The 25,195-nt window shown below is 45.3% G+C and carries 28 protein-coding genes; 3 read left to right on the top strand and 25 right to left on the bottom strand.

Translation table 11 applies throughout. The annotated features are described in order from the left end of the window. Nucleotides 1-4 precede the first annotated feature (4 nt). The 13 genes from dinG to NST45_RS06940 all read right to left on the bottom strand — a co-directional run bounded on the left by dinG (nt 5) and on the right by NST45_RS06940 (nt 12,637). Nucleotides 5-2,866 carry an ATP-dependent DNA helicase DinG gene (gene dinG / locus NST45_RS07000; protein ID WP_036676291.1) on the bottom strand — a complete coding sequence of 954 codons (2,862 nt, stop codon included), beginning with the start codon at nt 2,864-2,866 and terminating at the stop codon, nt 5-7. Between the two features lie 126 nt (nt 2,867-2,992). Next, nucleotides 2,993-3,634 carry a hypothetical protein gene (locus NST45_RS06995; protein WP_076101460.1) on the bottom strand — a complete coding sequence of 214 codons (642 nt, stop codon included), beginning with the start codon at nt 3,632-3,634 and terminating at the stop codon, nt 2,993-2,995. 111 nt (nt 3,635-3,745) lie between these two features. Then, complete coding sequence (gene panD / locus NST45_RS06990) at nt 3,746-4,129, bottom strand: aspartate 1-decarboxylase (protein ID WP_036676288.1); 384 nt, start codon at nt 4,127-4,129, stop codon at nt 3,746-3,748. Further along, nucleotides 4,122-5,012 carry a pantoate--beta-alanine ligase gene (gene panC, locus NST45_RS06985; protein WP_038572414.1) on the bottom strand — a complete coding sequence of 297 codons (891 nt, stop codon included), beginning with the start codon at nt 5,010-5,012 and terminating at the stop codon, nt 4,122-4,124. The genes panD and panC overlap by 8 nt, the downstream gene beginning before the upstream one ends. Further along, a complete protein-coding gene (panB, locus tag NST45_RS06980; RefSeq protein ID WP_036676283.1) occupies nt 5,013-5,879 on the bottom strand; it encodes a 3-methyl-2-oxobutanoate hydroxymethyltransferase in 867 nt (288 codons plus the stop codon). It abuts the gene before it with no gap. 337 nt (nt 5,880-6,216) lie between these two features. Next, entirely contained in the window at nt 6,217-7,017 is an 801-nt protein-coding gene (locus NST45_RS06975) for a biotin--[acetyl-CoA-carboxylase] ligase (protein ID WP_051490911.1), read from the bottom strand. Continuing rightward, a complete protein-coding gene (locus NST45_RS06970; RefSeq protein ID WP_339825231.1) occupies nt 7,007-8,356 on the bottom strand; it encodes a CCA tRNA nucleotidyltransferase in 1,350 nt (449 codons plus the stop codon). The genes NST45_RS06975 and NST45_RS06970 overlap by 11 nt, the downstream gene beginning before the upstream one ends. Nucleotides 8,357-8,366: 10 nt before the next feature. Next, nucleotides 8,367-9,527, bottom strand: a complete 1,161-nt coding sequence (gene bshA / locus NST45_RS06965; protein ID WP_036676278.1) for an N-acetyl-alpha-D-glucosaminyl L-malate synthase BshA — start codon at nt 9,525-9,527, stop codon at nt 8,367-8,369. A 234-nt stretch (nt 9,528-9,761) separates the two neighbouring features. Next, nucleotides 9,762-10,454 carry a bacillithiol biosynthesis deacetylase BshB1 gene (gene bshB1 / locus NST45_RS06960; RefSeq protein WP_038572419.1) on the bottom strand — a complete coding sequence of 231 codons (693 nt, stop codon included), beginning with the start codon at nt 10,452-10,454 and terminating at the stop codon, nt 9,762-9,764. Then, nucleotides 10,451-10,873 (bottom strand): methylglyoxal synthase, encoded by a 423-nt coding sequence (gene mgsA / locus NST45_RS06955; RefSeq protein ID WP_339825228.1) that lies wholly within the window; start codon nt 10,871-10,873, stop codon nt 10,451-10,453. The genes bshB1 and mgsA overlap by 4 nt, the downstream gene beginning before the upstream one ends. 15 nt (nt 10,874-10,888) lie before the next feature. After that, the gene (gene dapB / locus NST45_RS06950) at nt 10,889-11,692 is read right to left on the bottom strand and encodes a 4-hydroxy-tetrahydrodipicolinate reductase (RefSeq protein ID WP_036676273.1); all 804 of its coding nucleotides are present in this window, start codon (nt 11,690-11,692) and stop codon (nt 10,889-10,891) included. 34 nt (nt 11,693-11,726) lie between these two features. Then, entirely contained in the window at nt 11,727-12,248 is a 522-nt protein-coding gene (locus NST45_RS06945) for a tetratricopeptide repeat protein (protein WP_036676272.1), read from the bottom strand. A 59-nt stretch (nt 12,249-12,307) separates the two neighbouring features. Beyond that, entirely contained in the window at nt 12,308-12,637 is a 330-nt protein-coding gene (locus NST45_RS06940) for a nucleotide pyrophosphohydrolase (RefSeq protein ID WP_036676271.1), read from the bottom strand. A 167-nt stretch (nt 12,638-12,804) separates the two neighbouring features. Between NST45_RS06940 and NST45_RS06935 the strand changes: the two genes are divergently transcribed. Beyond that, nucleotides 12,805-13,674, top strand: coding sequence for a YitT family protein (locus NST45_RS06935; protein WP_036676270.1), 870 nt, complete (start codon nt 12,805-12,807; stop codon nt 13,672-13,674). Between the two features lie 60 nt (nt 13,675-13,734). Here NST45_RS06935 and NST45_RS06930 read toward each other — a convergent pair whose 3' ends face one another. From NST45_RS06930 to NST45_RS06875, 12 genes are all read right to left on the bottom strand, one after another. After that, nucleotides 13,735-14,637, bottom strand: a complete 903-nt coding sequence (locus tag NST45_RS06930) for a sporulation protein YpjB (RefSeq protein WP_076223058.1) — start codon at nt 14,635-14,637, stop codon at nt 13,735-13,737. 153 nt (nt 14,638-14,790) lie between these two features. Then, nucleotides 14,791-15,438 (bottom strand): DUF1405 domain-containing protein, encoded by a 648-nt coding sequence (locus tag NST45_RS06925; protein WP_051490910.1) that lies wholly within the window; start codon nt 15,436-15,438, stop codon nt 14,791-14,793. Nucleotides 15,439-15,529: 91 nt separating this feature from the next. After that, complete coding sequence (locus NST45_RS06920; protein ID WP_036676267.1) at nt 15,530-16,402, bottom strand: menaquinol-cytochrome c reductase cytochrome b/c subunit; 873 nt, start codon at nt 16,400-16,402, stop codon at nt 15,530-15,532. A 26-nt stretch (nt 16,403-16,428) separates the two neighbouring features. Continuing rightward, nucleotides 16,429-17,100 carry a cytochrome b6 gene (locus NST45_RS06915; protein ID WP_036676266.1) on the bottom strand — a complete coding sequence of 224 codons (672 nt, stop codon included), beginning with the start codon at nt 17,098-17,100 and terminating at the stop codon, nt 16,429-16,431. A 5-nt stretch (nt 17,101-17,105) separates the two neighbouring features. Continuing rightward, entirely contained in the window at nt 17,106-17,660 is a 555-nt protein-coding gene (locus NST45_RS06910; protein ID WP_036676264.1) for a ubiquinol-cytochrome c reductase iron-sulfur subunit, read from the bottom strand. A gap of 239 nt (nt 17,661-17,899) precedes the next feature. Then, entirely contained in the window at nt 17,900-18,319 is a 420-nt protein-coding gene (locus tag NST45_RS06905) for a DUF2487 family protein (RefSeq protein ID WP_339825225.1), read from the bottom strand. A 184-nt stretch (nt 18,320-18,503) separates the two neighbouring features. Beyond that, on the bottom strand, nt 18,504-18,683 hold the full coding sequence (locus tag NST45_RS06900) for an IDEAL domain-containing protein (protein ID WP_036676261.1): 180 nt from the start codon (nt 18,681-18,683) through the stop codon (nt 18,504-18,506). Between the two features lie 246 nt (nt 18,684-18,929). Next, complete coding sequence (locus tag NST45_RS06895) at nt 18,930-20,015, bottom strand: hypothetical protein (protein WP_036676259.1); 1,086 nt, start codon at nt 20,013-20,015, stop codon at nt 18,930-18,932. Between the two features lie 89 nt (nt 20,016-20,104). Then, nucleotides 20,105-20,692 (bottom strand): histidine phosphatase family protein, encoded by a 588-nt coding sequence (locus NST45_RS06890; protein ID WP_036676257.1) that lies wholly within the window; start codon nt 20,690-20,692, stop codon nt 20,105-20,107. A 178-nt stretch (nt 20,693-20,870) separates the two neighbouring features. Beyond that, nucleotides 20,871-21,317 (bottom strand): hypothetical protein, encoded by a 447-nt coding sequence (locus tag NST45_RS06885; protein ID WP_051490909.1) that lies wholly within the window; start codon nt 21,315-21,317, stop codon nt 20,871-20,873. 152 nt (nt 21,318-21,469) lie between these two features. Further along, entirely contained in the window at nt 21,470-22,057 is a 588-nt protein-coding gene (locus NST45_RS06880; RefSeq protein ID WP_036676255.1) for a sigma-70 family RNA polymerase sigma factor, read from the bottom strand. 551 nt (nt 22,058-22,608) lie between these two features. Next, nucleotides 22,609-22,785, bottom strand: a complete 177-nt coding sequence (locus NST45_RS06875; RefSeq protein ID WP_179087736.1) for a hypothetical protein — start codon at nt 22,783-22,785, stop codon at nt 22,609-22,611. 196 nt (nt 22,786-22,981) lie between these two features. On the opposite strand from NST45_RS06875, the gene NST45_RS06870 reads away from it, so the two are divergent. Both NST45_RS06870 and NST45_RS06865 read left to right on the top strand, forming a co-directional pair. Continuing rightward, on the top strand, nt 22,982-23,548 hold the full coding sequence (locus tag NST45_RS06870; protein ID WP_038572428.1) for an XRE family transcriptional regulator: 567 nt from the start codon (nt 22,982-22,984) through the stop codon (nt 23,546-23,548). A gap of 219 nt (nt 23,549-23,767) precedes the next feature. Continuing rightward, nucleotides 23,768-25,072 carry an MFS transporter gene (locus NST45_RS06865; RefSeq protein WP_339825223.1) on the top strand — a complete coding sequence of 435 codons (1,305 nt, stop codon included), beginning with the start codon at nt 23,768-23,770 and terminating at the stop codon, nt 25,070-25,072. The last annotated feature ends 123 nt before the right edge of the window (nt 25,073-25,195 follow it).

Below are 25,195 nucleotides of genomic sequence, written 5' to 3'. Positions count from 1 at the left end.
CATTTTAAGAAGCGCCGCCATCCTCTAGCCATTCCGCTATGCGGGGGACCATTTGATCAGTCAGCATATGCTCCATTTTGGGACCAGGCAATGAATAAAGGAAATACTTCCCGTAATGAGATTCAATAACCCTTGTATCATAAACAATAACTATTCCGCGATCCTGCGCCGTGCGAACCAGTCTTCCGAATCCCTGCTTAAAGCGAATAACCGCTTGAGGAACAGACAATTTCATGAACGGATTCTTCTTCTGAGCCTGCAATAACTCCGACTTCGCTTCCGCCAACGGGTGATTCGGCGGTTGAAACGGAAGTCTCACGATGGCCAGGCAAGTCAGTGCTTCACCTGGAATATCTACACCTTCCCAGAAGCTGCTCGTCCCCAGCAGAACGGATGCTGCACTGTCCTGAAAGCGGCGGATCAGCTTGCTCCGGCTGCCACCTTCCACGCCTTGACCAAGCACCGTAATCTCTTGTGAGGCCAAAGCCTCTTTAAGCGGATCATATACCTGACGCAGCATTTTATAAGAAGTAAACAGAACCAGCATCCGCCCACGTGTTGTTTTGGCAGCTTCTGCTAACGACTGTACGAGTGTATCGACAAATCGAGCATCGCCCACACTGCCCTTCACACTAGGAAAATCACGCGGTATAACTAGCAGCGCCTGCTCGCGATACTTAAAGGGAGAAGGAAGGAGTGAAGTCATTAGACGTCCCTCTTCCGCAGCTTCGTTAAGTCCGAGATTATCAATCATAAACTGAAAAGATTTATCTACAGACAGCGTCGCCGAGGTAAGCACGATGCTTTTTTTCTTATCGAAGAACAACTCTTTAAGCTGGCTGCTAACATCCACAGGGACGGCATACATCTGCAGTGATTTGCTGCGGTAATTTCCATTTGCCTCCAGCCAATATACTACATTATCGTCATTCAGCCCCATAAAGAATCTTACTTGCTCACGTATGGAAGCCAAATCCTTAAATAAACCGCTAATATCAGTAACAAGACTGTCTGCTGAGGATTGGCTTTCCTGGTCACGCATCTCATTAAGCATTTTATCACCCTTACGGATGATGTCGCTTAACGTCAGATTCATAGTGTTCTCAAGCGCAACTAATTCATCCCAATCCTTCGGCTTACGGGCGGGAAGCAAACGCATAACCAGTTGTCCCGCTTCCCCTGCTGCTGCATCACTGCGTTCCGGCAAAAGGCTGAACAGCTTGTCGCTGAGTGCATCCCAGGTTTCTTTGACAGTAAGCAGATCCGGGTAGATCCGATCGATGACTCCGCTCCATTCTGAAGCCTCTTCACTGCCTGACGACTGTAAGATCTGGCGCAGAGCAGGAAGCTGTCCGTTTCGGCTATCTTTATACAGTCGCGATAACGTGTGTGCCACAGTGAAATGCTTCATATGCATGCCAAGATGTTTACCAGCCACATCTTCTAAATGATGTGCTTCATCAATTACAAGATGCTCGTAAGCTGGAAGCAGCTGGTGCCCAGCTTTAACATCTGCGAATAGCTTGGAGTGGTTCGTAATGACCACGTCAGCAATCCCAGCTTCATGCTTGGCCCTATGATAATAGCATTTGCGGAACCAAGGACAGGAACGTCCCAGACAGGAATCGGTATCGCTTGCCACCGTCTCCCAGAAATCACCGCCCCGGCCGCTTAAATTCAGCTCTTCATCATCCCCTGATTCACTTTGAGTGAGCCATACGATCATCTGAGCTGCAGTAAGCGCATCTTCCCTTGGGCTTATAAAGTCCTTTTTATTAATTTTATGCTCAAACTTACGCAGACACAAATAATGTCCTCTTCCCTTAAAAATAGCAGCTTTAAACGGAAAAGGAACTACCTGCGTTAACAAAGGGATATCCCGCTCGCGCAATTGGTCCTGCAGATTAATGGTATGAGTGCTGACCATGACTTTTTCATTGGTGCGAACGCTTTGATAAATGGCAGGCAACAAATAACCGAGCGATTTACCGGTTCCTGTGCCCGCTTCGATCAGTAGGTGTTTGTCTTCGGCAAGTGCCGTCATCACCTCATTGATCATAATATCCTGAGCTTCCCGGCTTTCATACTGCGGTAATGTGTCTTTAAGTCGTTTGGTTACTTCGTCCATATAATCAGTAAAAGATAAATTCGCTAGCGGATTCTCAGCATGCTCATCTCTAGGTGGCGCTAACTCCGTCCAGTCTCCTACTGCAAGCGCTAATTGACGATAGAAAGTCAGATCACCTTCGGGCTGTAGCGTCTCCGCTTCCCGCTCTCGCAGCAGACCATCAAAGTACCAGCCCAGATCACTATCCTCTTCGGTAAACAGCTCACAGAGTCTCTGGATCGTAAGCAGCGGCAGCTCGTAGAGCTCCTCCAGACATTTCAACAGCACTAAAGCAGTCGCAAGTGCATCACTATCTGCCTGATGCGGACGATCATGTGTCACTCCAAAATGAGCACTGACAGAGCCTAGCTGATAAGATGTGAGCGAAGGAAAGCAAATTTTCAGAAAATCAATCGTATCCAAAATCCGCCCTTGAAATGGCAAATAACCACAACGATCTAAAGCATTTTGTAAAAAATGGAAGTCGAAAGCGACATTATGCCCTACAAGCACAACATCATCCAAGAGCGGAACAAGCTCCATCATCATCTCATCCAGCTCAGGCGCATCCTTCACATCATCATCGGTAATCCCCGTCAGACCTGTTATAAAAGGAGGAATCGGCGTTCCGGGCTTGACATAGGAACCATATACCCGGGAGATGGACCGGTCTTCTTCTATAATTGCAAGGCCAACCTGGATAATTTCACCCACGGATTGGGTTCCTGTTGTTTCAAAATCAAGCACGGCAAATTTCATTATAATTCTATTCCCTTTCAATTGAGACTCTTAATCAGCATAACAGAAGTTGCGAAAAAAGGCGATGCACACCACTGGTTCAGGGGATGCATCGCTTGAATAGAAATTTCCAAAACCGTTATTCTTTTACAAAAGGGAAACCAGCTGATTTCCAAAATGCAGCTTCCCTCCACGACGGCGGCATACCTCTAAGTTAACGTTTGGCTCCGGAAGCGCCGGGTCATGCTGCAAGGCAAGGTCAAACAATTCCTGCGCTTCATTAAAACGTTCCTGTGAGGCTCGTATGCAGCCTAAAGCATTATATACCATGGCTTTCAGCTTGGTCTCCCGTATCAAGCCCAGCATATGGTTCAGATGACTCCAAGCGGCTTCACCGTCACCTTCCTGCAGATAAGAGATGGCTAAATATAATCGAGCAGCCAAGCTATCCGGGTATTGCGCAATAACTTCTTTAAACTGATCAATACACTTTCCATACATCAGCAGCTTATAATATCCCTGACCTCTTACAAAGGAATCCATACACAGCTCTGGTGCTTCCTGTTCCGGCACTTCCTCTTCGACCACTGCTGTAAAATCCGCACTTTCGCGAAAGTGACTTAGCTTCTCAGCAAAAGCGAGCCATTCATCCATCACTTTATCGCTCAGTCTATGCAGCATATTATAATTGCATAAAAGCTCGTTCCGGCGGGCACCCTCCGCTGTAGGGTAATCTGTTATGATCTCCTGAAGCACCTTGTTCATTTCAGCAAACAAATGTTGAAACATGGGCTATCCCCCCTTACTGAAGATGAAATCAGTTCAGCTTGCCTGACTTCATTTTCTGCGAGATCGGGGTCTTTCATCCCTGCCATTCATTACATGGCGTAAGTCCATACATTAAGCGATTGTAGCATGCAATTCATGATCAGCCAGCTTCACTGGTTTGTTATTCTCATCCACGAATACCACCGTTGGCTTATGTGACTCCAGTTCTTCCGAGGACAACATCGCATACGAAATGATAATTACTGTATCGCCCGGCTGAACAAGACGAGCTGCGGCACCATTAAGACAGATCACTCCGCTTCCACGCGGTCCAGGGATTACATAGGTCTCCAGTCGCGAACCATTATTGTTATCCACAATTTGAACTTTTTCATTCTCAAGAATGTCCGCGGCTTCCATCAAGCTCTCATCAATGGTAATACTGCCCACATAGTTTAAATTCGCTTCCGTTACTGTTGCGCGGTGAATTTTGGATTTCATCATATGTCTAAACAAGTGCAGCAACCTCCTTTGGAATAAATACATTATTATCAATCAAGCGTGTTCTGCCAAACTTCACGGCAAGCGCTATAATAATTTCCCCATCCACTTCTGATAAAAGAGCTTCATCCTCTAATCCTTCAAGATCAGGGAATGTTAGGATCTCCGCATAATCAATCACCGCTAGAGGAGAGCTGGAAATAACCGATGTCAACAATTCCCGCACTTCAGCAACGGTTCTTACTTTTCCTTCTTCAATAGACTGACGTGCTTCACGTAAGGAACGAGATAACACCAATGCCTGACTACGCTCCTCTGGAGACAAGAATACGTTACGTGAGCTGAGCGCAAGTCCATCCCCTTCACGAACGATCGGACAAGGGATAATTTCGACATTCATATTAAGATCGGACACCATTCGGCGAAGGACAGCAACTTGTTGAGCATCCTTCAGCCCAAAGAAAGCATAATCCGGCTGTACAATATTGAAGAATTTATTAACCACTGTGGTTACACCATCAAAATGCCCAGGGCGGGAAGCCCCACATAGCCGGGTAGTAAGCTCCGATACCGAGACAGTAGTCCGAGTAGGCTGCGGATACATTTCTTCCACACTGGGGATAAATACAATATCTACTCCCTCACGTTCAGCGAGTTCCAAATCACGACGCTCGTCACGCGGATAGGAATCATAATCCTCGTTTGGCCCGAATTGCAAAGGATTCACAAAAATGCTCATTACCACTGTGTTGCTCATTTCTCCAGCCCGGCGAAGCAGACTGGCATGTCCGTCATGCAAGTATCCCATCGTAGGAACGAACCCAATCGGGGCGTGCCCGCCTTGTCTCATATACTCCAAAGCTTCGCGCAGCTGCTCAATGCTTCTGACGACTCTCATTTATTTCCCTTCCTTTCTGGCAGCGCCATATAAAGATTCCAAGACTGTTTCATCTGCATTAAAAACGTGGCCTTCATCTGGGAAGGAACGTTCCTTCACTTCCTTCACATACTGGCTTATGCCCTCACGGATCACATTACCCACATCCGCATAGGTTTTGACAAAACGTTTCTCACGATAAGGTGAGGCATAACGCAGCAAATCATGGAAAACCAATACCTGTCCATCACAGTAACGGCCTGCACCAATCCCAATGGTTGGGATGCTAAGCGCTTCAGAGATTGCCTGGGCTACTTCTTCCGTTACCAGCTCCAAAACGATTGCAAAAGCACCTGCTGCCTCAAGCGCCTTAGCTTCATCCATCAGGCGTTGGGCATCCTTGGCGTCTTTGCCTTGAATCCGGTAGCCACCAATCATATTCACGGATTGAGGAGTAAGCCCGATGTGTCCCAGCACAGGGACTCCCGCAGCCACAACCGTAGCTACAGTCTCACAAATCTCAAGTCCACCTTCCATTTTGACGGCATGAGCCCGCCCTTCCTGCATCAATCTGCGCACACCCCGCAGGGTTTCATCTATACTCCCGTGATACGTCATAAATGGCATATCAGCCACGATAAATGTACTTTGTGCTCCTCGAGTTACCGAGCGGGTATGGTACACCATATCTTCAATCGTTACCGGTAAAGTTGTATTGTATCCAAGGACTACATTCCCAAGAGAGTCACCAACCAAAATAAGGTCGATACCTGCTTCTTCTGCAAGAACTGCAGATGGATAATCATAAGCGGTCAGCATGCTCAGTGGCACACCTTCTGCTTTCATTTTTTTCATTTTTACAATATTTAGTGCTTGTTTGTTTGCCATTTCTCTTTTCGTCCTCCTTTTTTAAGTAACCTGCCCGTAAAAATCGCAACAAAAAAACCTTTTAGCAATCATTTGCTAAAAAGGTCCGAAGGGCAAAAAAGAGTCACTTGCGATCGTCCCTTCTGTCTCGGTCCTTACGGCTCAGAGCAGAATCCAACGTAACCGTCAAACGCAGTTATGAAGGTACTTTCAGTAATAAAAAATATAAAAAGTTCTACAATTCAAGAGTACAGTTCGATAAACGATACCGCCTCCGACCCATAGTATATCAAAAAGAGCGCGGAATTACACGAAAAAAATATGACAAGGGATGATACCCCTGTCATATAAATAAATCTTATAAAAGTTCAATTTCACCTGAGCATACGTTAGAGATCTCTCCTGAGCTGTTTTTAAGCAGTAGACCACCTATTTCATCCAAACCCACTACCACACCTTCAGAACGCCCCTGAGGGCTGTTCAGTGCGATCTGGCGCCCCAAAGTCACAGACATGGACTCCCAAAGCTCCTTTATAGGTTTAAAACCTTGCTTCATGTACAGATTGTAATGCATATCCAGTTCGTCCAAAACCGCCCTTACCAGCTCAGAACGGTCAACTGGAGCACCCCCCCGCTCAATCCGAAGTGAAGTGGCGACCTCCTGCAGATGATCAGGATAATCTTCCTCTGTCATGTTCGCGGAAATGCCAATTCCAGCAATGCAATAATGAAGCTCCCCTTCTCTTAGAGAAGATTCGAGTAAAATCCCACAAATCTTACGACCGCCTGCGAGCAGATCATTCGGCCATTTGATGCCGGCATCTACACCGGTCACCCGTCGAATTGCCTTGCAGACGGCAACTCCAGCCAGCAATGTCAGCTGCGGAGTCTCCGACAAGGGTAATTGGGGCCGTAACACAATACTCATCCAAATGCCCTTGCCACGGGGAGAGAACCACTTTCTTCCCATTCGGCCTCGGGCACCCGTCTGTTCTTCTGCGATGACGGTTGTTCCTTCCGGCGCGCCGTTTTCCGCTAAAAACTTAGCTTCTTCTTGTGTGGACACCACAGATTCCAGCAACTGAACGTTGCCTATCCAATTCGAAGCGGAGGTCTCTCGCTTCAGCTCAGTTAGCGACAGCGCTTTATCATCGCTCATGTCCATCCATCCTTTTTGCTTCAAGCAGCAATAATTGTTTATCATTAGGTAAATCACCTGAAGCGACCGCTTGCAGGAGTCCATTTAACATTTTGCCGAGCCATGGCCCCGGACGTTTGTCCAAAGACTCCAGCAGCTCATTGCCTGTAATCTCAAGCTCCGAAAGGCTGGTTAGCGGCATTTGCGCGATCCATTCTCTTGCCGCTTGTACATTTACAGCGGCAGGTGAGGTTGAGGCCTCTGACGATTCCACGACGGAAAAGACAGAAGAAGCAGCAGTGGGAAGAGTAGGTGCGGCTGCTGGCAGTATCGCCAGCAGCGAAAGCCACCCTTCGGCGGCTTCCACGCCGAAGGCCAGCACAGCGGCGATCCATTGCCGCCGCAGACCTTCCATGCCGCCCATATCCGGCGGCATGGCCTCTAGCGCAGCGGTCCAAGCTTCGCGGACCCGCAGCACCTGGACGACGCCGCTCCGCGTCGTCCCCGAGAACGTCCATGCCCGCAGCAGCACATCGGCCTCTTGGGCCGACTGCTTCAGGGCATGGAGGAGAAGCGCCCACCGCAGGCGGGCGCTCTCCAGTTCCCCGATCCCGGCCGTTAAGGCGGCAGCAGCCGCCATATCGGTTCCGGTCCAGGGGAACGGGGCTTTGCCGCGCGCCAGCAGCTCGCAGCGCGCTAGCATGCCTAGGCCGCGCAGAGGATGCGGCCCCTCGACGATGCGGTCCAGCTCCGCGCGGACACGCTCCACAGCAATATGCGCCAGCTTATCCCGCTGGCGCATCAGGCCCCTCCACGTGTTCTTCGCGATGGAGAAATCCAGCACCGATGCAAAACGAATGCAGCGAAGCATGCGAAGCGCATCTTCGTCAAACCGCTCCTCCGCATCGCCTACACAGCGAATCACCTGTAGCTGTAGATCCTTCTCACCTGCGAATGGATCAATAAGTTCCCCATTTAATCCACAGCAAATCGCGTTGATCGTGAAATCACGACGACGAAGATCCTCCTTCACATCGTTCACGAAAAAAACATGTTCAGGACGACGATGGTCTACATAACCACTTTCTGTCCGGTATGTCGTCACTTCAAACCCGCAACCATCCTGTATCACGGTGACCGTACCATGAGCTAATCCTGTTGGCACACTGCGCGCAAAGATAGCTATCACTTCCTCCGGCAGTGCTGAGGTTGTAATATCCATATCGTGCACTGGCCTACCTAATAGCTCATCGCGAATACATCCTCCAACCCAATAAGCCTCGTGGCCATTTTGGGTTAACTCGGAAATTACAATCTCCGCTGCAATTGCCATCGCAGAAGGTGCCATTGTCCATTCCATATGTGACTCCTTACCCCCGAACTGGGTCCAGTCCAAGTACCTTGCGCCCCAGCACCCGGTAATAAATATCTTCATATTGTTTCGTTATCGAATCCTTACAGAAATCTTTGCAGGCTGTTTGTAAACAAGCTTCTCTGAACTGTTGCACCATACGTTCATCCGACAGGAGCTTAACTGCATATTTAGCCATAGCCGTTGTATCGCCAATCGGTGCAAGGAATCCAGTCTTTCCATGCTCTATAAGCTCAGGAATGCCTCCGGTTTGCGAGCCAATCGTCGGTACGCCGCAAGCCATTGCTTCCAGAGCAACCAGACCAAAGCTTTCCTTCTCGGAAGGAAGCAGAAGCAGATCAGCTAAAGAGATCACCTGAGCGATTTCATCCTGCCTTCCCAGAAAACGAACTTTATCTTCCAGACCCATTTCGCTAATTTTGGCTTGAATTTTGGGAAGATCCGGACCTTCCCCTACAAGCAGCAGGCGGGAAGGCAGTTCACGATTCACTTTGGCAAAAACGTCAACAACATCGCTGACTCTTTTTACAGGACGGAAATTACTGATATGCATCAGAATCTTCTCATCAGGCGCTGCGAAATCTCCCCGCAGATCCGTTACATCACGCGGATAATAGACCCGATGATCCACGAAGTTATAAGTGAGATCAATGTCGCGGGTAATATCGAGGACATCCCTTGTTTCTCTAATAAGATCCTGAGAGACCGCCGTAACGGCATCACTTTCATTAATCCCCAGGCGAATCAAATCTTTAAGCGATTCATCCTGACCAAGCACCGTTATATCCGTGCCATGCAAAGTCGTTACAACCTTCATATCGTTCCCAAGCATTTGCTTTGCAAGGAAAGCACACACTGCGTGTGGCACTGCATAGTGAACATGGAGAAGATCCAGATTTTGCATTTTGGCAACCTGAGCCATCTTCGTAGCAAGCGCTAGATCGTACGGGGGATAGCGGAATACATAATAATCGTTTACTTCTACCTCATGGTAAAAAATATTTTTCTGAAACGTTCCCAACCGGAACGGGATACTATGTGTAATAAAATGAACTTCATGACCCTTCTCGGCCAAGAGTTTACCTAATTCAGTCGCAACTACGCCTGAACCGCCAAGAGACGGATAACAGGTAATTCCTATTTTCAGCATACGATCCATCTTCCTGTCTCCTTCTTCTCCAGTATTGATTCGTCTAATGAATCATCTATTGTTTGTCGGCCGCTTTCAAAAAAGCGAAGCGAACACCGTTTCTTTCAAAATCACAGGACTTCATTTCTCTAAGCTGTTCAAAAAAAGCTCTCAGGAGCGCAATGGCGTATTAATTCCAAGCACTCCTGGATCAATCATAATCAGCTTATTATATTATCATACAAACTTCGTTATATCCGTTCCTTAAGTAAACAATTCCACCGTATGAGGTACCTTCGTTGCAAACCCTTCTGCATAAGGAATCAGCCTGCGCTGGCCAAGCAGCATATCTCTCGAACGGACTCGTTCAATGTAGCCTTCCGTTAACGGTGTGGATACAGCATCCTCACCCGGAGGTTTGGTGAACTGGGAGCGATAGCAGGACAACGCCTGCTCCTTCAAGCCATATTGCTCAGTAACATCAACAATAAGATCGGTACGTCCTAAATCATTGATAAAATAGAAGTACAGCTGTGGAGCAGGAATTGCCGGCTTGTCCGGCATATATTTACGTAGCTTGGCATTAAAAACAGCCTCTTCCACCAGCTTGCTACAGGCGATATGATCGGGATGACGATCCTCCCAATAAGGAGCAAAAACTATCGTAGGAGAAAAGCGGCGAATTTCAGCAGTCACAGCCGCCACATGCTCTGCTGTAATAAAAAGCCCTCTATCTGGCAGACCCAGGTTTGTCCGCACGGATGCTCCGAGAAGGTCTGCAGCTTGCTGCGCTTCTTGCTTGCGAAGTTCTACTGTACCGTTCGATGACATTTCCGCGGCTGTTAAATCGCAAAGTCCCACCTTAAGTCCCGCAGCGGTATGTTTTGCAATTGTTCCTGCCATACCGATCTCCGCATCATCTGCATGCGCACCAAATACAAGAATGTCCAGCTTCATTCATCAACACCTGGTTTGTATTTATGAACCAGTGCACGCCAAGCAAAATCACCACGATCAATCGCCTTCACAAGAACCTCCGCTGTGGCAATATTCGTAGCTACTGGTATCCCGTATACGTCACATAGACGAAGTAGAGCTGAAATATCAGGTTCATGTGGCTGCGCCATTAATGGATCACGCATGAAAATAATAAGATCCAGTTCATCCTGTGCTACCATTGCACCGATTTGCTGATCTCCACCTAATGGACCAGACATGTAACGATGAATTTCTAAGTTAGTTACATCCATAATCCGTTGGCCAGTAGTCCCTGTAGAAAAAAGTTCATGACCTTCAAATACATGTTCATAAGCTAATACAAAATTTACGATTTCATCTTTTTTACGATCGTGGGCAATAAATGCGATCTTTAACATGGTGTTCTCTCCTGTCTATTCTATAAAGTGCTCGAATCCATAGATCAAGCCTGTATATCCCATTACCTTTTCAATACCCATCTTAACGCCTGGCATATATCCCGCACGCTCATAAGAATCATGGCGAATCTTCAAGGATTGTCCGAATCCGCCAAAAATCACTTCTTCTTGAGCAAACACACCAGGAAGACGGACACTATGTATCCGGAATCCGTTATAGTAACCACCACGGGCACCTTCAATGGTTTCTTCCTCTTTAGGATTACCTTGACGAAGTTCCTCACGAACTTCCGAAATCATCTCTGCGGTTTTGACCGCAGTTCCAGATGGAGCATCCAGTTTCTGGTCACCATGATACTCTATAATTTCCAGATGCGGGAAGTACTTTGAAGCTTGCGCCGCAAATTTCATCAATAGAATAGCCCCAATGGAGAAATTCGGAGCAATAAGTCCGCCTATCCCCTGTTCTTGACACTGCTTGTCCAGTTCCACCATCTGCTCCGGTGTGAATCCGGTTGTACCGATAACCGGACGCACTCCGTACTTAATAGCTAGCGCTGTATTCGTATACGCTGACTGTGGTGTAGTGAAATCCACAAGGACATCTCCGTTGCTTCCCGCGAGGGCGGCCTCAAGATCAGAAGTTACAATAACGCCTGAGTCTTCCAGACCTACCAGACGCCCTGCATCAATATCGCCCGAAGAACGATCTACTGCTGCTGCTAACTCCAGCTCTTCGTCCTGCAATACAAGTTTAACAACCTCTTTACCCATTCTTCCGCCTGCGCCGGATACAACGACCCTGATCTTGTTATTCATATTTTTTCCATCCTCGCTCTCACTAGTTATATAGTTATTGCATATACGATTGTATGGATTTCTGAAGGTCTCTCATCAATTCCCGCAAGCCAGAATCATCCGGATGTAACGAAATCACTTCTTTTAAGGCAGTCATAGCCTGTAAATGTTCATTCACTCGACTATGCGCGATAGCAAGCCATACATAAGCATCCCCATATAATGGATCAAGGGTAATCGCCTCTTTGAGCAGTGTAATCGGATGATAAGGGTTGCGAGTTTTGTTGTCTTCATCTTCTATCAACCGTTTGGCTTCCTGTACATGCATCATAGCCTGCAAATGCTGCAGATGCAGACTATACTCAGGTTTGCTGGTGTCCAGCTTTACAGCAGCCTGAGCATGAACTAAAGCTTTATCTAGCATACCACTGCGGGCATACGTTATGGAACAACGATATCTAACCTCGGCATCAGCAGGGCTTGCCGCAATTGCAGACTCGAAGCAAACAATAGCTTCGGCAAAGTCACTGCGCAATATCGAGCGGTAAGCCTCTCTTACATAATCCTTATGATCCATATACTCACCATCCTCACGGCTAAATCCCGTTCGTTTGGTACAGCATATGTTATAGAGGCCTAATCGGTGTCTTTCGGTGTCCAACGTCCCGCATCACGGGTATTAAATTTATGCATTACCTTATTATGCGCTTCCGTCAGGTCTATCCCGAGAGAATTTGCAAAACAAACGGTAATAAACAGAATATCTCCCAGTTCAAGTTCAATGGAATTCTCAGCTTCATCAGACTTCTTAGGCTTCTCACCGAACTCATGATTGACCTCTCTAGCCAGTTCTCCGACTTCCTCGGACATGCGGGCCAGCATAGAGAGTGGACTGAAGTACCCTTCCTTAAACTGCGATATATAAGCGTCTACTTCACGCTGTATGTCACCAAGACTTTTGTCCATAAAATGTAACTTCTCCCCCTCTGTATATCTTGCCTTCTGTTTGCCCCTATGTTATCGTAAAGACGTTTTGAAGACAATCTTTTTTGAATATTTTAACACACGCAAGAAAAGGTATAGTTATTATAGGAAAAGAAAAACTGCCTACAAAAGGCCTAACGAGGGATTTCATGAATTCAAAAAAGGTAATTACAATCAGCAAGACAGTCGCTCCCATCTTGCTCGGAGCCGCAGTATATGCCTTCGGGCTACTGTATTTCATCATTCCAAATCAGTTGATGGAAGGCGGCGTAACCGGGATCACACTTCTCCTTAATTATGCCTTTAGTATTCCCATCTTTTTATCCACACTGCTGATCAACCTTCCTTTGTTTCTGCTGGGCTGGAAAGTCCTAGGCGGGCGGCAAATTGTGTATACAGGTGTAGGGATCGGGGCGTTGACCTTTTTCCTGTGGGTTTTCGAACGAATGATTACTGCGGGATGGATTATCCCCTTCAGTACCGAACACGACTTTATTCTTGCGGCACTTTACGCAGGAGTAACGCTTGGAACGGGGCTTGGGCTAGTATTCCGTTTTGGGGGTACAACAGGTGGTGTTGATATTGTCGCAAGAATTCTGGGACGGAATTTTGGCTGGAGCATGGGGCAGATTATTTTGGCCATCGACATTATTATTATTGGCTCTTCCATCCTCTACATTCCTAAAGAAAAAATACTTTACACACTTGTCGCAGTTTTCATCTCATCACGAGTTATAGATTTTATCCAAGAAGGTGCCTATGCTGCCAAGGCATTTACAATTATCAGTGATGATGCACCGCAAATTGCCGATCTGATTACAGCGGAAATGGATCGTGGTGTAACCCTCATCCCTGCCATTGGTGCTTATTCCAAGCAAGCTAAATATATGGTGTACTGTGTAGTCTCAAGGCAAGAAATTCGCCGGCTAAGTCTGCTGGTCAAATCCGTTGATCCACGCGCCTTCGTAATTATTAGCGATGTACACGACGTACATGGAGAAGGCTTTCGAGAAACCTAAATAAAAAGGAGTGTAGGCCATTTCAAGCCCACACTCCTTTTTGCTGTTTATAATTTCACCCTACGGAATCGGCTTCCAATTCTGATTCTGACCACGGTACTTGCGATAAGCTACATAGGCTAACGCAGCTATAATGAAGCTTGCTGCTAACCCTCCCCAAATCCCAAATTCTTGCGATGTCAGCGGCAAGGACAATGCGGGTTCATCCTTCTCTTTTCCGAACATCACTCTTACCGCATCCTGACCATAAGATACAATTTCAAGCAGGCGGGCACGTTCAACTTTTTGTGAGGACGAAGGAATGCCGGCCGCATATGAGAGCCAAGAATCAAAAGCACTCACAACTTCAGGCTGGCGGGAGACAATCACTGCCGGACGGATGTTATCATACCTGCCCTGCAGTCTTTCCAGAGCTGTTTTCCAGCCCGCCAAATCATTTGCAACCGCACTTTGCTCCATCGCATTTAGATCCTCACGAATCAGCTTGTAGTACTGAAGCCAGATAGGCTGACGCGGATGATTAAGACTGTTGGCAGCTAGACGTAGCTTGGCGGCTGCCGCTTCCCATTGCTGTGGATTTATTTTCGCGCCTGCCACTGTAGCCTTCAGGTCCATAATGGCCCCTGACAACGCATTAATCCCCTCCACAGAGGTCATTCCCTCAAAGGATGTGGACACAAAGATCTTGGAGATCGCTTCGGTCTCCTGTCGGACCTTCATTACATCCCCTTCCAAAACATACCCATACAACGCCTCAGCGGCTTGTTCCAGCTGCTGTGCTCCAGTCTTTCCGCTCATTACTGCCAAACCGTTACCCGAACTAACGTCGGCGCTTTGCTTCGAAGCATTGCCAGACCCTTCGCCATCATCCCCTAGCACTGCTGAAGCCTTTACAACATCCATACTGGTCAGTAGCCAGCAGAATACTAGCACAACCACTACATAATATCTCCCGCGGAGCATGAAACTCCCCTCCTACCCAAGAAGAAACGACGTTGTCGTCTTTTAAAGACGATATTCGTTTCTCGTAAAATTATAAGGATAAAGTATAGTATAAAACTTATACTTCTTATAATTCTAAATGTATGGCAGGGGGACAAGGGATAGAACTGCTTACTAACGTCTATTCTTGAACTGATAGATTGACTCTACCGGTCTTTGTCTTCTACTAAACAACCAAGCAGCTGCAACACTAAGCAGCGTAAGCGCCATAGTAAAGTACTGTACCTGAATTACATAATCGTTCAAAACAGAAGGTAACCACGGATAGATTCCGTAAGAATAATCCAGCATATCGTTGGCGAGTGTCCATAGTAAGGCTAATGGAATCATTTTGCGGAAAGAAAAAAACCTTGCATAAATCAACGCTTCAACTGCCATCCCCGTATGGGAGATTACCAGCATCCAATCTTTCCAAACCAAAACATCACCGTGATAACCCCCGGCAAAAATAATGCTCACTGCCCATATCCCGTACTTCACTGACGTAACGACCGCCAAAGCCTCAATAAGTTCCCTTACATTGTTTCCTGTGTAGCTTTTTGGAGGGAAGAGCATCAGCAACAGAGCTAAGGTAAAAAACAAACTTGCGGTTGGGCTATCCGGAACAAATGGAAGCAGCCAGTGTGGATAATTAGCCGCAGTGAACTCCAGTTGATTGCCATACCATATGTAGCCATAAATTGTGCCCAGGAAATTTACGATAAATAACAACCAAATAATTCCCCGGTTCTTAAACAGTTTGTTAAACCAATGAACTGGCATACAGATTATTAACCTCCCCAAGTAGTGGCACTTTACATTTAGACATACAAAAACCTGACCGCATGCACGATCAGGTTGCGTTATCATTATTTTACTGTTCGCTTTTTTGTTTGGCAAGCCAGCCGGCCAAAGTATCGATATCCGCTTCTGACAGACCTGCTCCCAACGCGGTATCGTACATTTTTGGCATCTGCCCTTGACCCTCTTTTATAATAGTAAGGATTGCTTCTTTGTCATGAGTGTCCCCAACTCCGCGAAGCGAAGGTCCGCCTGCCCCTTTCAAATCCGCTGCGTGACAGGTGATACAAGTGGCTTGTTTGTAGAGCCCCATAGCTGGATCATCCTTGTCCACAATTGCTACTTCTTTTGCCTTAACGGCGCTGGAGGTTGGAAGACCTTTTGCCCTGTTCTCCGCCGCCTTTTCTTCCCGTTGAACATCTTCAGGAATCTGACCCGTTTCAGCCATTTCATGTTTATATTCAGTCCAGGCTGTATTGGTCAAATAAACAATTGCTGCTAGGGACAAGAACATCAAAGATGAAGCAATCGGCCTACGGTAAAAGCGACGCTCTCTACCCGTATCCAGAAAAGGAGCCAACAGAAGTGAACCAAAAGCCACACCAGTAACTCCTAGTGTACCCAGAACGATATAATCGCCCGAAGCATAAGGGAGCTTCAAATACTGATAGAGAAACAAGAAATACCAGTCAGGAATCGGGATAACCGTAGCACTAGCATTTGCTGGAAACCCTAGCGGAGCTGGCTCTGAAATAGTAAGTACTAATATTCCTACAAGTACAACGACTCCGACCATCCATTCCTTCAATAGAAAGTTAGGGATAAAGGCTTCCGATTTGCCGGGGTAAGCCGTGTAGTCCGGAGGTGTGATAAATCCGTTCCCTTTGCGAACTCTGGAATCACCGACATATACAACCTTTTCCTTAGAATTGTTTCCATGCGCCATCCGTATTCCTCCTCTCTCAGATTAACTTACAACGGCCCGGAAATCCCTTGTCTGCGGATCATAATAAAGTGTCCTACGAGCAGACTAAGAAGCACCGCTGGGAGGAAGAATACATGTAGTGCGAAAAACCGAGTTAAGGTTTCGGCGCCAACAATCGTTCCGCCTTGCATCAGTTCCTTCAGCACCGGCCCCATTACTGGAACAGAATTGGCTATTTCAAGAGTTACCTTTGTTGCGAAATAAGCTTTATTATCCCAAGGCAACAAGTAACCTGTTAAACCAAGTCCCAACATTACGAAGAAAATCAGCATTCCAACTACCCAGTTCATCTCACGCGGCGCTTTGTAAGAGCCTGTAAAGAAGACGCGCATCGTATGAAGGAACATCATAACAATTACTAGACTTGCACCCCAGTGATGCATCCCGCGGACAATCTGTCCAAATGCAACACTTGTCTGTAAATACTCAACACTAGCATAAGCATTAATAATGTCCGGAACATAATACATCGTTAAGAACATACCTGATAAAATCTGAATGACTGTAATAAAAAAGGTCAGTCCGCCAAAGCAATACACGAACGCAGAGAAATGATGGGCCGGATTAACATGCTCAGGAACCTCGTGATCGGCCACGTCTCTCCAAATTGGCGTAACATCCAGACGTTCGTCAATCCAGTTATAGACATTTTTAAACATCAGAACTACGCCTCCTCACGAGCTACTGTATTTGGCACAATGTCTCCCAAAAGCACCCACCCGTTATCGAATTTCGTTTTATACTGATCAAGCGGCTTAGGAGCAACCTCGAGATTTTTGCCAAGCTTTGTATAACGTGCACCATGGCAAGGGCAGTGATATTCGTCCGGATGAGCTTTATTGTTGTTCCACCCGACCGTACATCCCAAATGTTTACAAATCGGTGAAAGCGCATAAATATCACCCTTCGCGTCTTTCCGGATCCACGCAGTGAGTGTCGCTGTACTGTCGTACCATCCGTCCTTCTGTTTCAATTCAAAAGTAAATTCCTGGGGCTCTTCGGTGATTTTGCTTATCTCAGCAACCTTGATAAAATCTCCAGCACCCTTCTTATGTAATATCGGATCTACGACAAAACGGACCATTGGAAGAATTGTACCCGCCCCCATAAAAGCAGTGGCGCCACCAAGCGTGTAGGTCAAAAATTGCCTGCGCGACATCTCTTTACGGCTGGGTGGTTGTTCAGGCCATGTCTCCTGTTGTTCATTATGGCTGCTCATACTGTTATATAACCCCCTTCTCAAGATATAAGAAAGTATCTGTGGTGTCCGATCAGAGATGTCTCAATATAAATAATCCGTTTTCAAATCTTTTCAATGAAATACATCACATACCATTTGGATTCAACCTAATAATAGCTTAGGCTCCAAAACCCGTCAAGAATATTGTCTAATTTGTGACAGGCTAAAAAGCGGTTTCAACCTGTAATTGTTGATTTTCTGTCACATTTATAAGGAGTTCATCTCCGCCACATCTCTTGAATTTTGATACTAATTCCACTGTTATTCTCCCCTTCTGGAGAAGCCTCAATGATAGGCAGAGAGAGAACTAAATCGCTTTCATAGATTTGGCTTCCTTGGAGAGGTACATCCGCTGTCAACACCACAACATGCTGGAAACCACTGGATTTGACTTTTTGGCAAATCTCATTAATTAAATTCACATAACCCTCTCCAGCATACTGAATGGCTGGGTAAGTCACGATCCGCCCCTTGAACGGTATTTCCACCATATCCATGAAATTACGTAATCTTTCGAGTGCCTGAACGGTCTCAGGAGGACTCTCAAGTCCAGTTAATCCTGTAAAAGGTATGAGACATGTATCATAGAATTTTCGATTTTCTTCCCAAGTGTCCACTTCAAAATCGCTGAATTTCATTTCCATTCATCTCCCTATGTATAATTGTTAATCTTTTTGATCTTTCGCAGATCTTCCTGAAGTTATAGAACCCATTATATTGAAGGAGGAGGATGAACGTCCAGATTTAGATTTTTTATTTTCGTTCGTTTAAGCAAAGTGAGTAGATTATAAGCAAAAAAAGAAATGCGCTAAGCGCATTTCTTTATGCCAAACTTTTAAGTTCCTCAGTAAGATTTCGGAAAGCCATCTCATCTCCGGTAGCCAGCGCCGTGTCAATCTCACGGTGCAAGATGTCGGAGCGACGCTTTCGCAGCGCTTCATCCCACACCATTTCTGCCGCAAGTCCTAGCATCACTTCATACGTAGCCTTCATTTTGTCCATTCGATACACCTCCGCTGTTTAAGAGATCCTTTTTTCTTGTTATTTGATATTTTGATATCCATCAAGATGATTATGTTTTCGGTTTCAAGAGAAGCGGCACCTACTAAAGCATATTCATCAATCCTGTCTTCGTTCTACATATTTGCCCATTACGCTCAATACTTCTTCTATTGTACCCATCAGCAGCATTAACGGATTCCTACATCTGCGTATGTAATCCCCATAAGCCTTTTCGCATGCGCACCTCTACCGAAGATACTTAGGTACGGCTGTCTCTATCCCCCATGGCGTCATCATCACAGCGAGTCCACCAGAAGTCTCGCCCAATTTAAGCATCCCTAGGTGCACCATCATCCGTATTATTCGTTGCTCTAGAATAGAAGCAGCACTGTCATAATAAAACGGTTTAATTAGCCACCCCACACCATCCACTAAAGAAGGTACTGTCACCCAATTACTGGCGCTGATGCTTATCCAATACACAAGTGAAGGTAGATTTGGCACAGCCCCTTTATATAGTCTTAACCAAAAAGAGAATATCTGCATCAACGAATCACATTTTCCATCGTTTAACACAGCCTCACCGGTCGCAGTAAGCCTTAGCCGGAAGCCTTCCTCAGAGATCCAGCGGCGGTGACGAATATAGTCATACAAAAGCGCAAATCTTGGAGGATAATGCTCACAAGCTCTCCCATAACCAAATCTCCAACCGCCTTTGCTAAGAAGCTCCTCCGGAATATGAAGCGCGTTCATCACACCTTGCTGGTACCGCCTATACATTGCCCCTTCCTGATTCAGTTCTGGCTCATTGTCCTTAATATATCTCAGCAGCATTACCAGATCACTGATCATTAATTCTCCTTCACTGCGATACATAACAGGTTCAGGGCTAGTTGCGATGCTCTCTTTGATATGTGCACTCATCGTCTCCCGAAAACGTTCTTTTAAATCCTTGGGTACCTGGTACAAATATCTGGTCTGCTGTGAGGAACCACTAAAAAGCCAGCCTCCACTTTTGAAACGAGAGACCATCTCCCGGAAACCTCCAGTTTTCCCTTCAGGTGCATCAAAGGACGCTTGCCTTGCCACGGCCAACAAATCCTCAAGACTAAAGTAGGTGCGTTCATCAAAAAGCAATGTATTCAAAAACCGTAAATCCTCCGGAGCGCATTCCCGGATATGAGACTCCATAAAACTTCTGCTTCCAAGCATAATCAAAATACTTTGGATCAAGTCGTGTTTGGAATTCTGTTTGCATTCACACCGGTAGCGGCCCGCTATGGCGGTCAGCTGTCCAATATCTGCATAAGTAAGCATATCCGCCAGATTCATGTTTTATCGCCTCACCGTTTTACTACCATTATGGGGAATACTGCCTATTTTATTCCCTTTATTGCAAAAAAAATAACCCGAAGCCCGGGTTAATGCTGATTTTGCAGGATATGGCGAGTACAATTATATAAAATAGGATTCCATTCCCGCTCTTTCTTCTCCAGAATCGTCAAGGATAGATTGCCAATTCGTTCAGAATACTTATCCTTGTAAAGAGCAGTATACAGCTGAGCAAGAAATCCTCCATGGGATATGACGAGTATATTCCGATTGGGATGCAGTGCAGAAATATCTTCCATAAAAGCAAGAGCCCGAGCCTGAAGCTGTTCGTCGGTTTCTTGACCGAGGGAGAGCTGGCTCCATTCCTTACCCCACTTCTCTTCACGTTCTGCGGCAGTAAGCCCTTCTACCTGCCCATAAGCACGTTCCCGGATACGCTGATCAGGTTCTAATAGCGGAATTCCTAACTTGTCAGCAATAATCTTACCGGTCTCAGCAGCGCGGGAAAGATTACTAGTAACGCAGTAGTCCCAGCTGTACGGTTCCTGTAATAAGCGGTCAGCAAGCATTGCAGCTTGCATCCGTCCTTCATCATTAAGTGGAATATCACTTTGTCCCTGTATTTTCCCTATCGCGTTCCAGTCCGTCAATCCATGGCGTATCAAGCCGATTAGCATGTTGCCTCCCCCTTTTCAGCAAAGTATTTGTCTCTTAATGTAACATGGATGAAATAAAAAGTCTTCTTTTTATGAGTTTTACAATGCAAAAAGCCCCTCATTACATTAAGTAAAGGGACTCCTTCAATGTTCTGAATATTATAAACAACGGAAGCAAAGACATACGTCTAATAACCCTCTATGATCGGCGATAACGATTCAGCCTAGTTAATGAAAATACTGCAAAGCCTACACCTAACATCGATAACATCATCCAGTATTGAGGATGAGTGGGTCCCATACTTACAACAAGGGGTTCAATGATCCCACCTTCAGAGCCCAAGATTGGATACGTTGATTGCCATTCCATCGAGGATCCAGCGACACCTGTCTCCACAATTCCACTCTGAGCAACAACTGCATCACCTGGAGTTCTGAACATCGTAAAATAAAGAACGCTGGACAGAAATATTGCCAGAAAGCATGCGATCCATAAGCTAAGCCGATGGCGAACAATAGCAGAGGTCCCAGCAGATTTCCCGTCACCGGGCATCAACCATGGACTCTCTAAATAAATCCGCTCCATGACTTTAACATTTATGGCTTCAGCACGCTCTTCACTGATCTCTTCCCTCAAATCTTGCATAAGCAGGCTGCTCTCTTGCCATAGAGCCCATTCTGCAGCGCAGTAAGGACAAGTTTCAATATGTCTTTCAAGTAAAATCCGCCTAGGATGTGTGGGGGGAGCGTCCCACAAGAGCGGAATACATTCTTGCGCTTCCCTGCAATTCATTCGCCTTACACCCTCTCAACCTGCTCTTCAACTTCAGGCTCATTGAAATAGGATTCGAGTTGAAGCTTCACACTACTCCTGGCACGAAACAATAATGATTTCACTGAGCTTACACTCTGATCTAAAATTTCTGCGATTTCTTGATAGTCCATTTGATCATATTCACGTAGGATAAGTGCAGAGCGTTGTTTTTCGGGAAGATTATTTATCGCCTCACGGACCAAATTCATCCGTTCATTGCGCAATGCAGCCTGCTCGGGTGCAACTTCAAACGGTGCTACTGGTGTATATCCACTCTCTTCCAGAGATACATTACCGGCACGGTTCTTGCGAAGCTCACTTAGCACAGTGTTGCGGGCGATAGTGTACAGCCATGTTGAGAATGAAGCATCTACCTCTCGAAAGGAATGCAAGCTACGAAATGCCTTGTAGAAGGTCTCCGAACAAAGGTCCTCTGCGATAAGCTCCATATGTGAATTTCTAAGCATATGATATACAAATGCTAGTATTTTACGTTGATAACGACGCATTAATTCTGAATATAATTCTGTGTTTCCTTGTTTGATTTGCTGGATCAACTGGGAATCCGTCATGGTGAGATTGGCCCTCCTCGCCCTTGCACGTCTTTTCCCATCCGGTCCGTACTTATTATACCGGTTTGGGCTTTAAAAGTTGCGGTGTTACTGCAAATTTTTAGTTTTTTTATGAAATACACCTATGTATATTCAACTACCCGATAATTAAGGCATGATGTATATGAAGAAGACAAAAAGAAATAAGGCATACTTCTAATTTTAAATAAATATAGAAACGAATCTAGAAACATACCTGCTCTATTGTACCACATATTCTCATAGGATGACATTAATAGACTTAAGATAGGTCCTCTCGCCAACAAGACCCGACATTGGATTTCTGACATAGATTCCGGCTTTAAAAATAACACATTTATCAATTTTTAAAAACTGTTGACAAAATGTAAACGTATACATATAATAAAAGTACAGTATGGTTTCTCTCCACTCCTATCCAATACTTAACGGTTCCAATTTATTGTGAACTGTAGCCGCTTACTTTGTAAGCGGTCTTTTTTTGTCCTGAAAGCGCTCTACCTTTTTTAGATGGTCAATATCAGATTATTTTACTATAGCGAGCGAATTAACTTCCACAAATCCCCACAATCATCTATTACCCCGTCTGCGTCCACTTGAAGAGGTATATGCTCATTACGTTTCCAAATGCCTTGCAGCCCTGCGTTACGGCTCGCTTGTACGTCATTCATTGGATGATCAACTACAAATATAGCCTCCTCTGCGCTCACCCCATTGGTATCCTTCCTTTTTCAAAAATAAAGGATTAAACCGGGGACGGTGATAAACCTACGGGCAGGTTCGTTACATAGACGTCAGATTTTGTTTAGCTGCGTGTGTTATCCACCCTCTAATCCTAATCGTATGGAAAAGAGTCAAAATAAACAATATACTAGCTATAAAGTTATTTATTGAGGTGAATTTGAAATGGATGAAATCGATGAATCAAAACAACTGGTACTACAAATCGGCGGTGCCTTGAAAAAGTACAGAAAAGAAAAAAACATGAGCTTAGATGACTTAGCGGAATTAACAGGCGTAAGCAAACTTACTCTGGGGAATATCGAACGTGGCGAGACAAATCCAACTTTGGCGATAATATGGAAAATTTCAAAAGGCATATCTTTGCCCCTATTAGCTTTGTTCAAATCTGAAGACCCTGTTAGTCTGTATCGAGCAGGTGAAGGTCTCCGGTTTTCTAATGATCAAAAGAATTGGATCATTGAACCCGTCTTTAAAAACGTAAGCAACGATATTGAAATGTGTCGGGCTTACTTACAGCCAAATAGTTCGTATCACCCTGAAGGTCATCATGTGAATACAACTGAAATTGCGACAGTAATGACTGGTTCCATTGAAATTCGAGTCGATGGAGAAATGTACACATTGAATCAATATGATACGATCAGTTTTCGTGCAGATCGCCCTCACTCTTATACCAATCATACAAATAGCGAAACAGTGCTCCATATCTCCTTAAAATATGGTTTCTAAAAGTCGAAAATTTCACCTATAAAATGCAACTCAGTATTCCATTCTATATGGATACTCTGAGTTGTATTTTTTTTAACTAATATAAGCATTTCAAGTTATAGAACTATCTCAACAAAAGTAAACTTTGAAATACTTATTGTTAAATTAAATATATTATACTATACTTTCATTGTCCGCGCGGATATTAGTACGCATTAATTCTGGGAGGGAAAATGAAGAATGCCGAATAAAAAATTTGTAACATCATCTTTAGGGCTGCTACTACTCGGCATTATTATTATTGCCGCAAATTTACGTGCTCCCTTAACCTCGGTCGGTCCTTTAGTGGGTCTCATAAGGGGTGACGTTCATATTTCCAATACTTTAGCAGGCCTGATAACAACGGTACCTTTACTTACCTTTGCTTTATTATCGCCTCTAGTACCAAAACTAGGACGTAGGTATGGAGTAGAACTTTTAATTTTGTTTGCCCTGATCTTTTTGACTGTTGGTATTGTAATACGTTCTTTATCTGGGGCTGCAAATCTGTATATTGGAACTGCAATTCTTGGATTTGCAATTGCCGTTTGTAATGTATTAATGCCAAGTTTAATCAAACGCGATTTCCCTAATAAAATCGGTGCCATGACTGGTGTATTTGCAATTTCAATGAGTTTATCTGGAGCGATCGCCTCGGGAATCAGTGTACCGCTAGCTGCAAACGCAGGTTTAAAATGGCAGGGTGCATTGGGAATTTGGGCGATCCTAAGCTTTATATCGATCCTCTGCTGGTTGCCTCAATTAAGAAAGCATACGAAGCAAACAGCCTCGACGAGTCAACAGATGGCCGGCAATGATGTGAATGTTTGGCGTTCCCCTCTTGCCTGGCAAGTAACCTTGTTTATGGGGATGCAGTCCATGATTTTCTATGTGCTAATCGCATGGTTGCCTGAAATTTTAAAACAGCAAGGCATTGACTCAAGCCAATCAGGATGGTACCTCTCAATAATGCAGTTAGCGCTGCTTCCATTTACCTTTATTGTCCCCGTTATTGCAGGGCGAATGTCAAATCAACGTTCGTTAGTGTTCATCACAACCATTTTGCTTTTGACGGGAACGCTCGGACTGCTTTACGGAAGCTCCAATATCATTCTGTTGTGGATTATCATACTCGGAATTGGTGGAGGCTGCGCCTTTAGCTTGTCCATGATGTTTTTCGGTTTACGTACTAAAAGTGCGCATCAAGCAGCGGAACTGTCTGGTATGGCGCAATCGATCGGATATCTGCTTGCCGCAATTGGTCCTGCCCTTATAGGATATTTGCATGACACGACAAATAGTTGGAACCTGCCACTTTTCATACTGCTTGGCGCTTCGGTTTTACTCTTTATTGTCGGTCTAGGAGCAGCAAGAAATCGTTTTGTAGGTAGCCAAGCTAGTTACGACGAAGAAAATTCAAGTACCAGAGAATTTCTTGGAAGAAATACTGATCGAAATGAAGAAAGCGAGTTTGGGAACAGTTGCAACAAACCAAACCTAAATTAGAGTCTGCGGGTATAAATCCGGAAGCATTTTGCGGCACTCCTTTCTTTTCTTCGTTGATCCAATAAACATTTAGCTTGTACGAAGACGCTATCGGACACAGATGACCTTAAATGCAGCATTAAT

This window comes from Paenibacillus sp. FSL R7-0163 (assembly GCF_037969975.1).
GTDB classification, from domain to species: domain Bacteria; phylum Bacillota; class Bacilli; order Paenibacillales; family Paenibacillaceae; genus Paenibacillus_AQ; species Paenibacillus_AQ odorifer.
The sequence above is the reverse complement of the archived record's forward strand: the minus strand, read 5'-3'. Positions and strand labels throughout refer to the sequence as shown.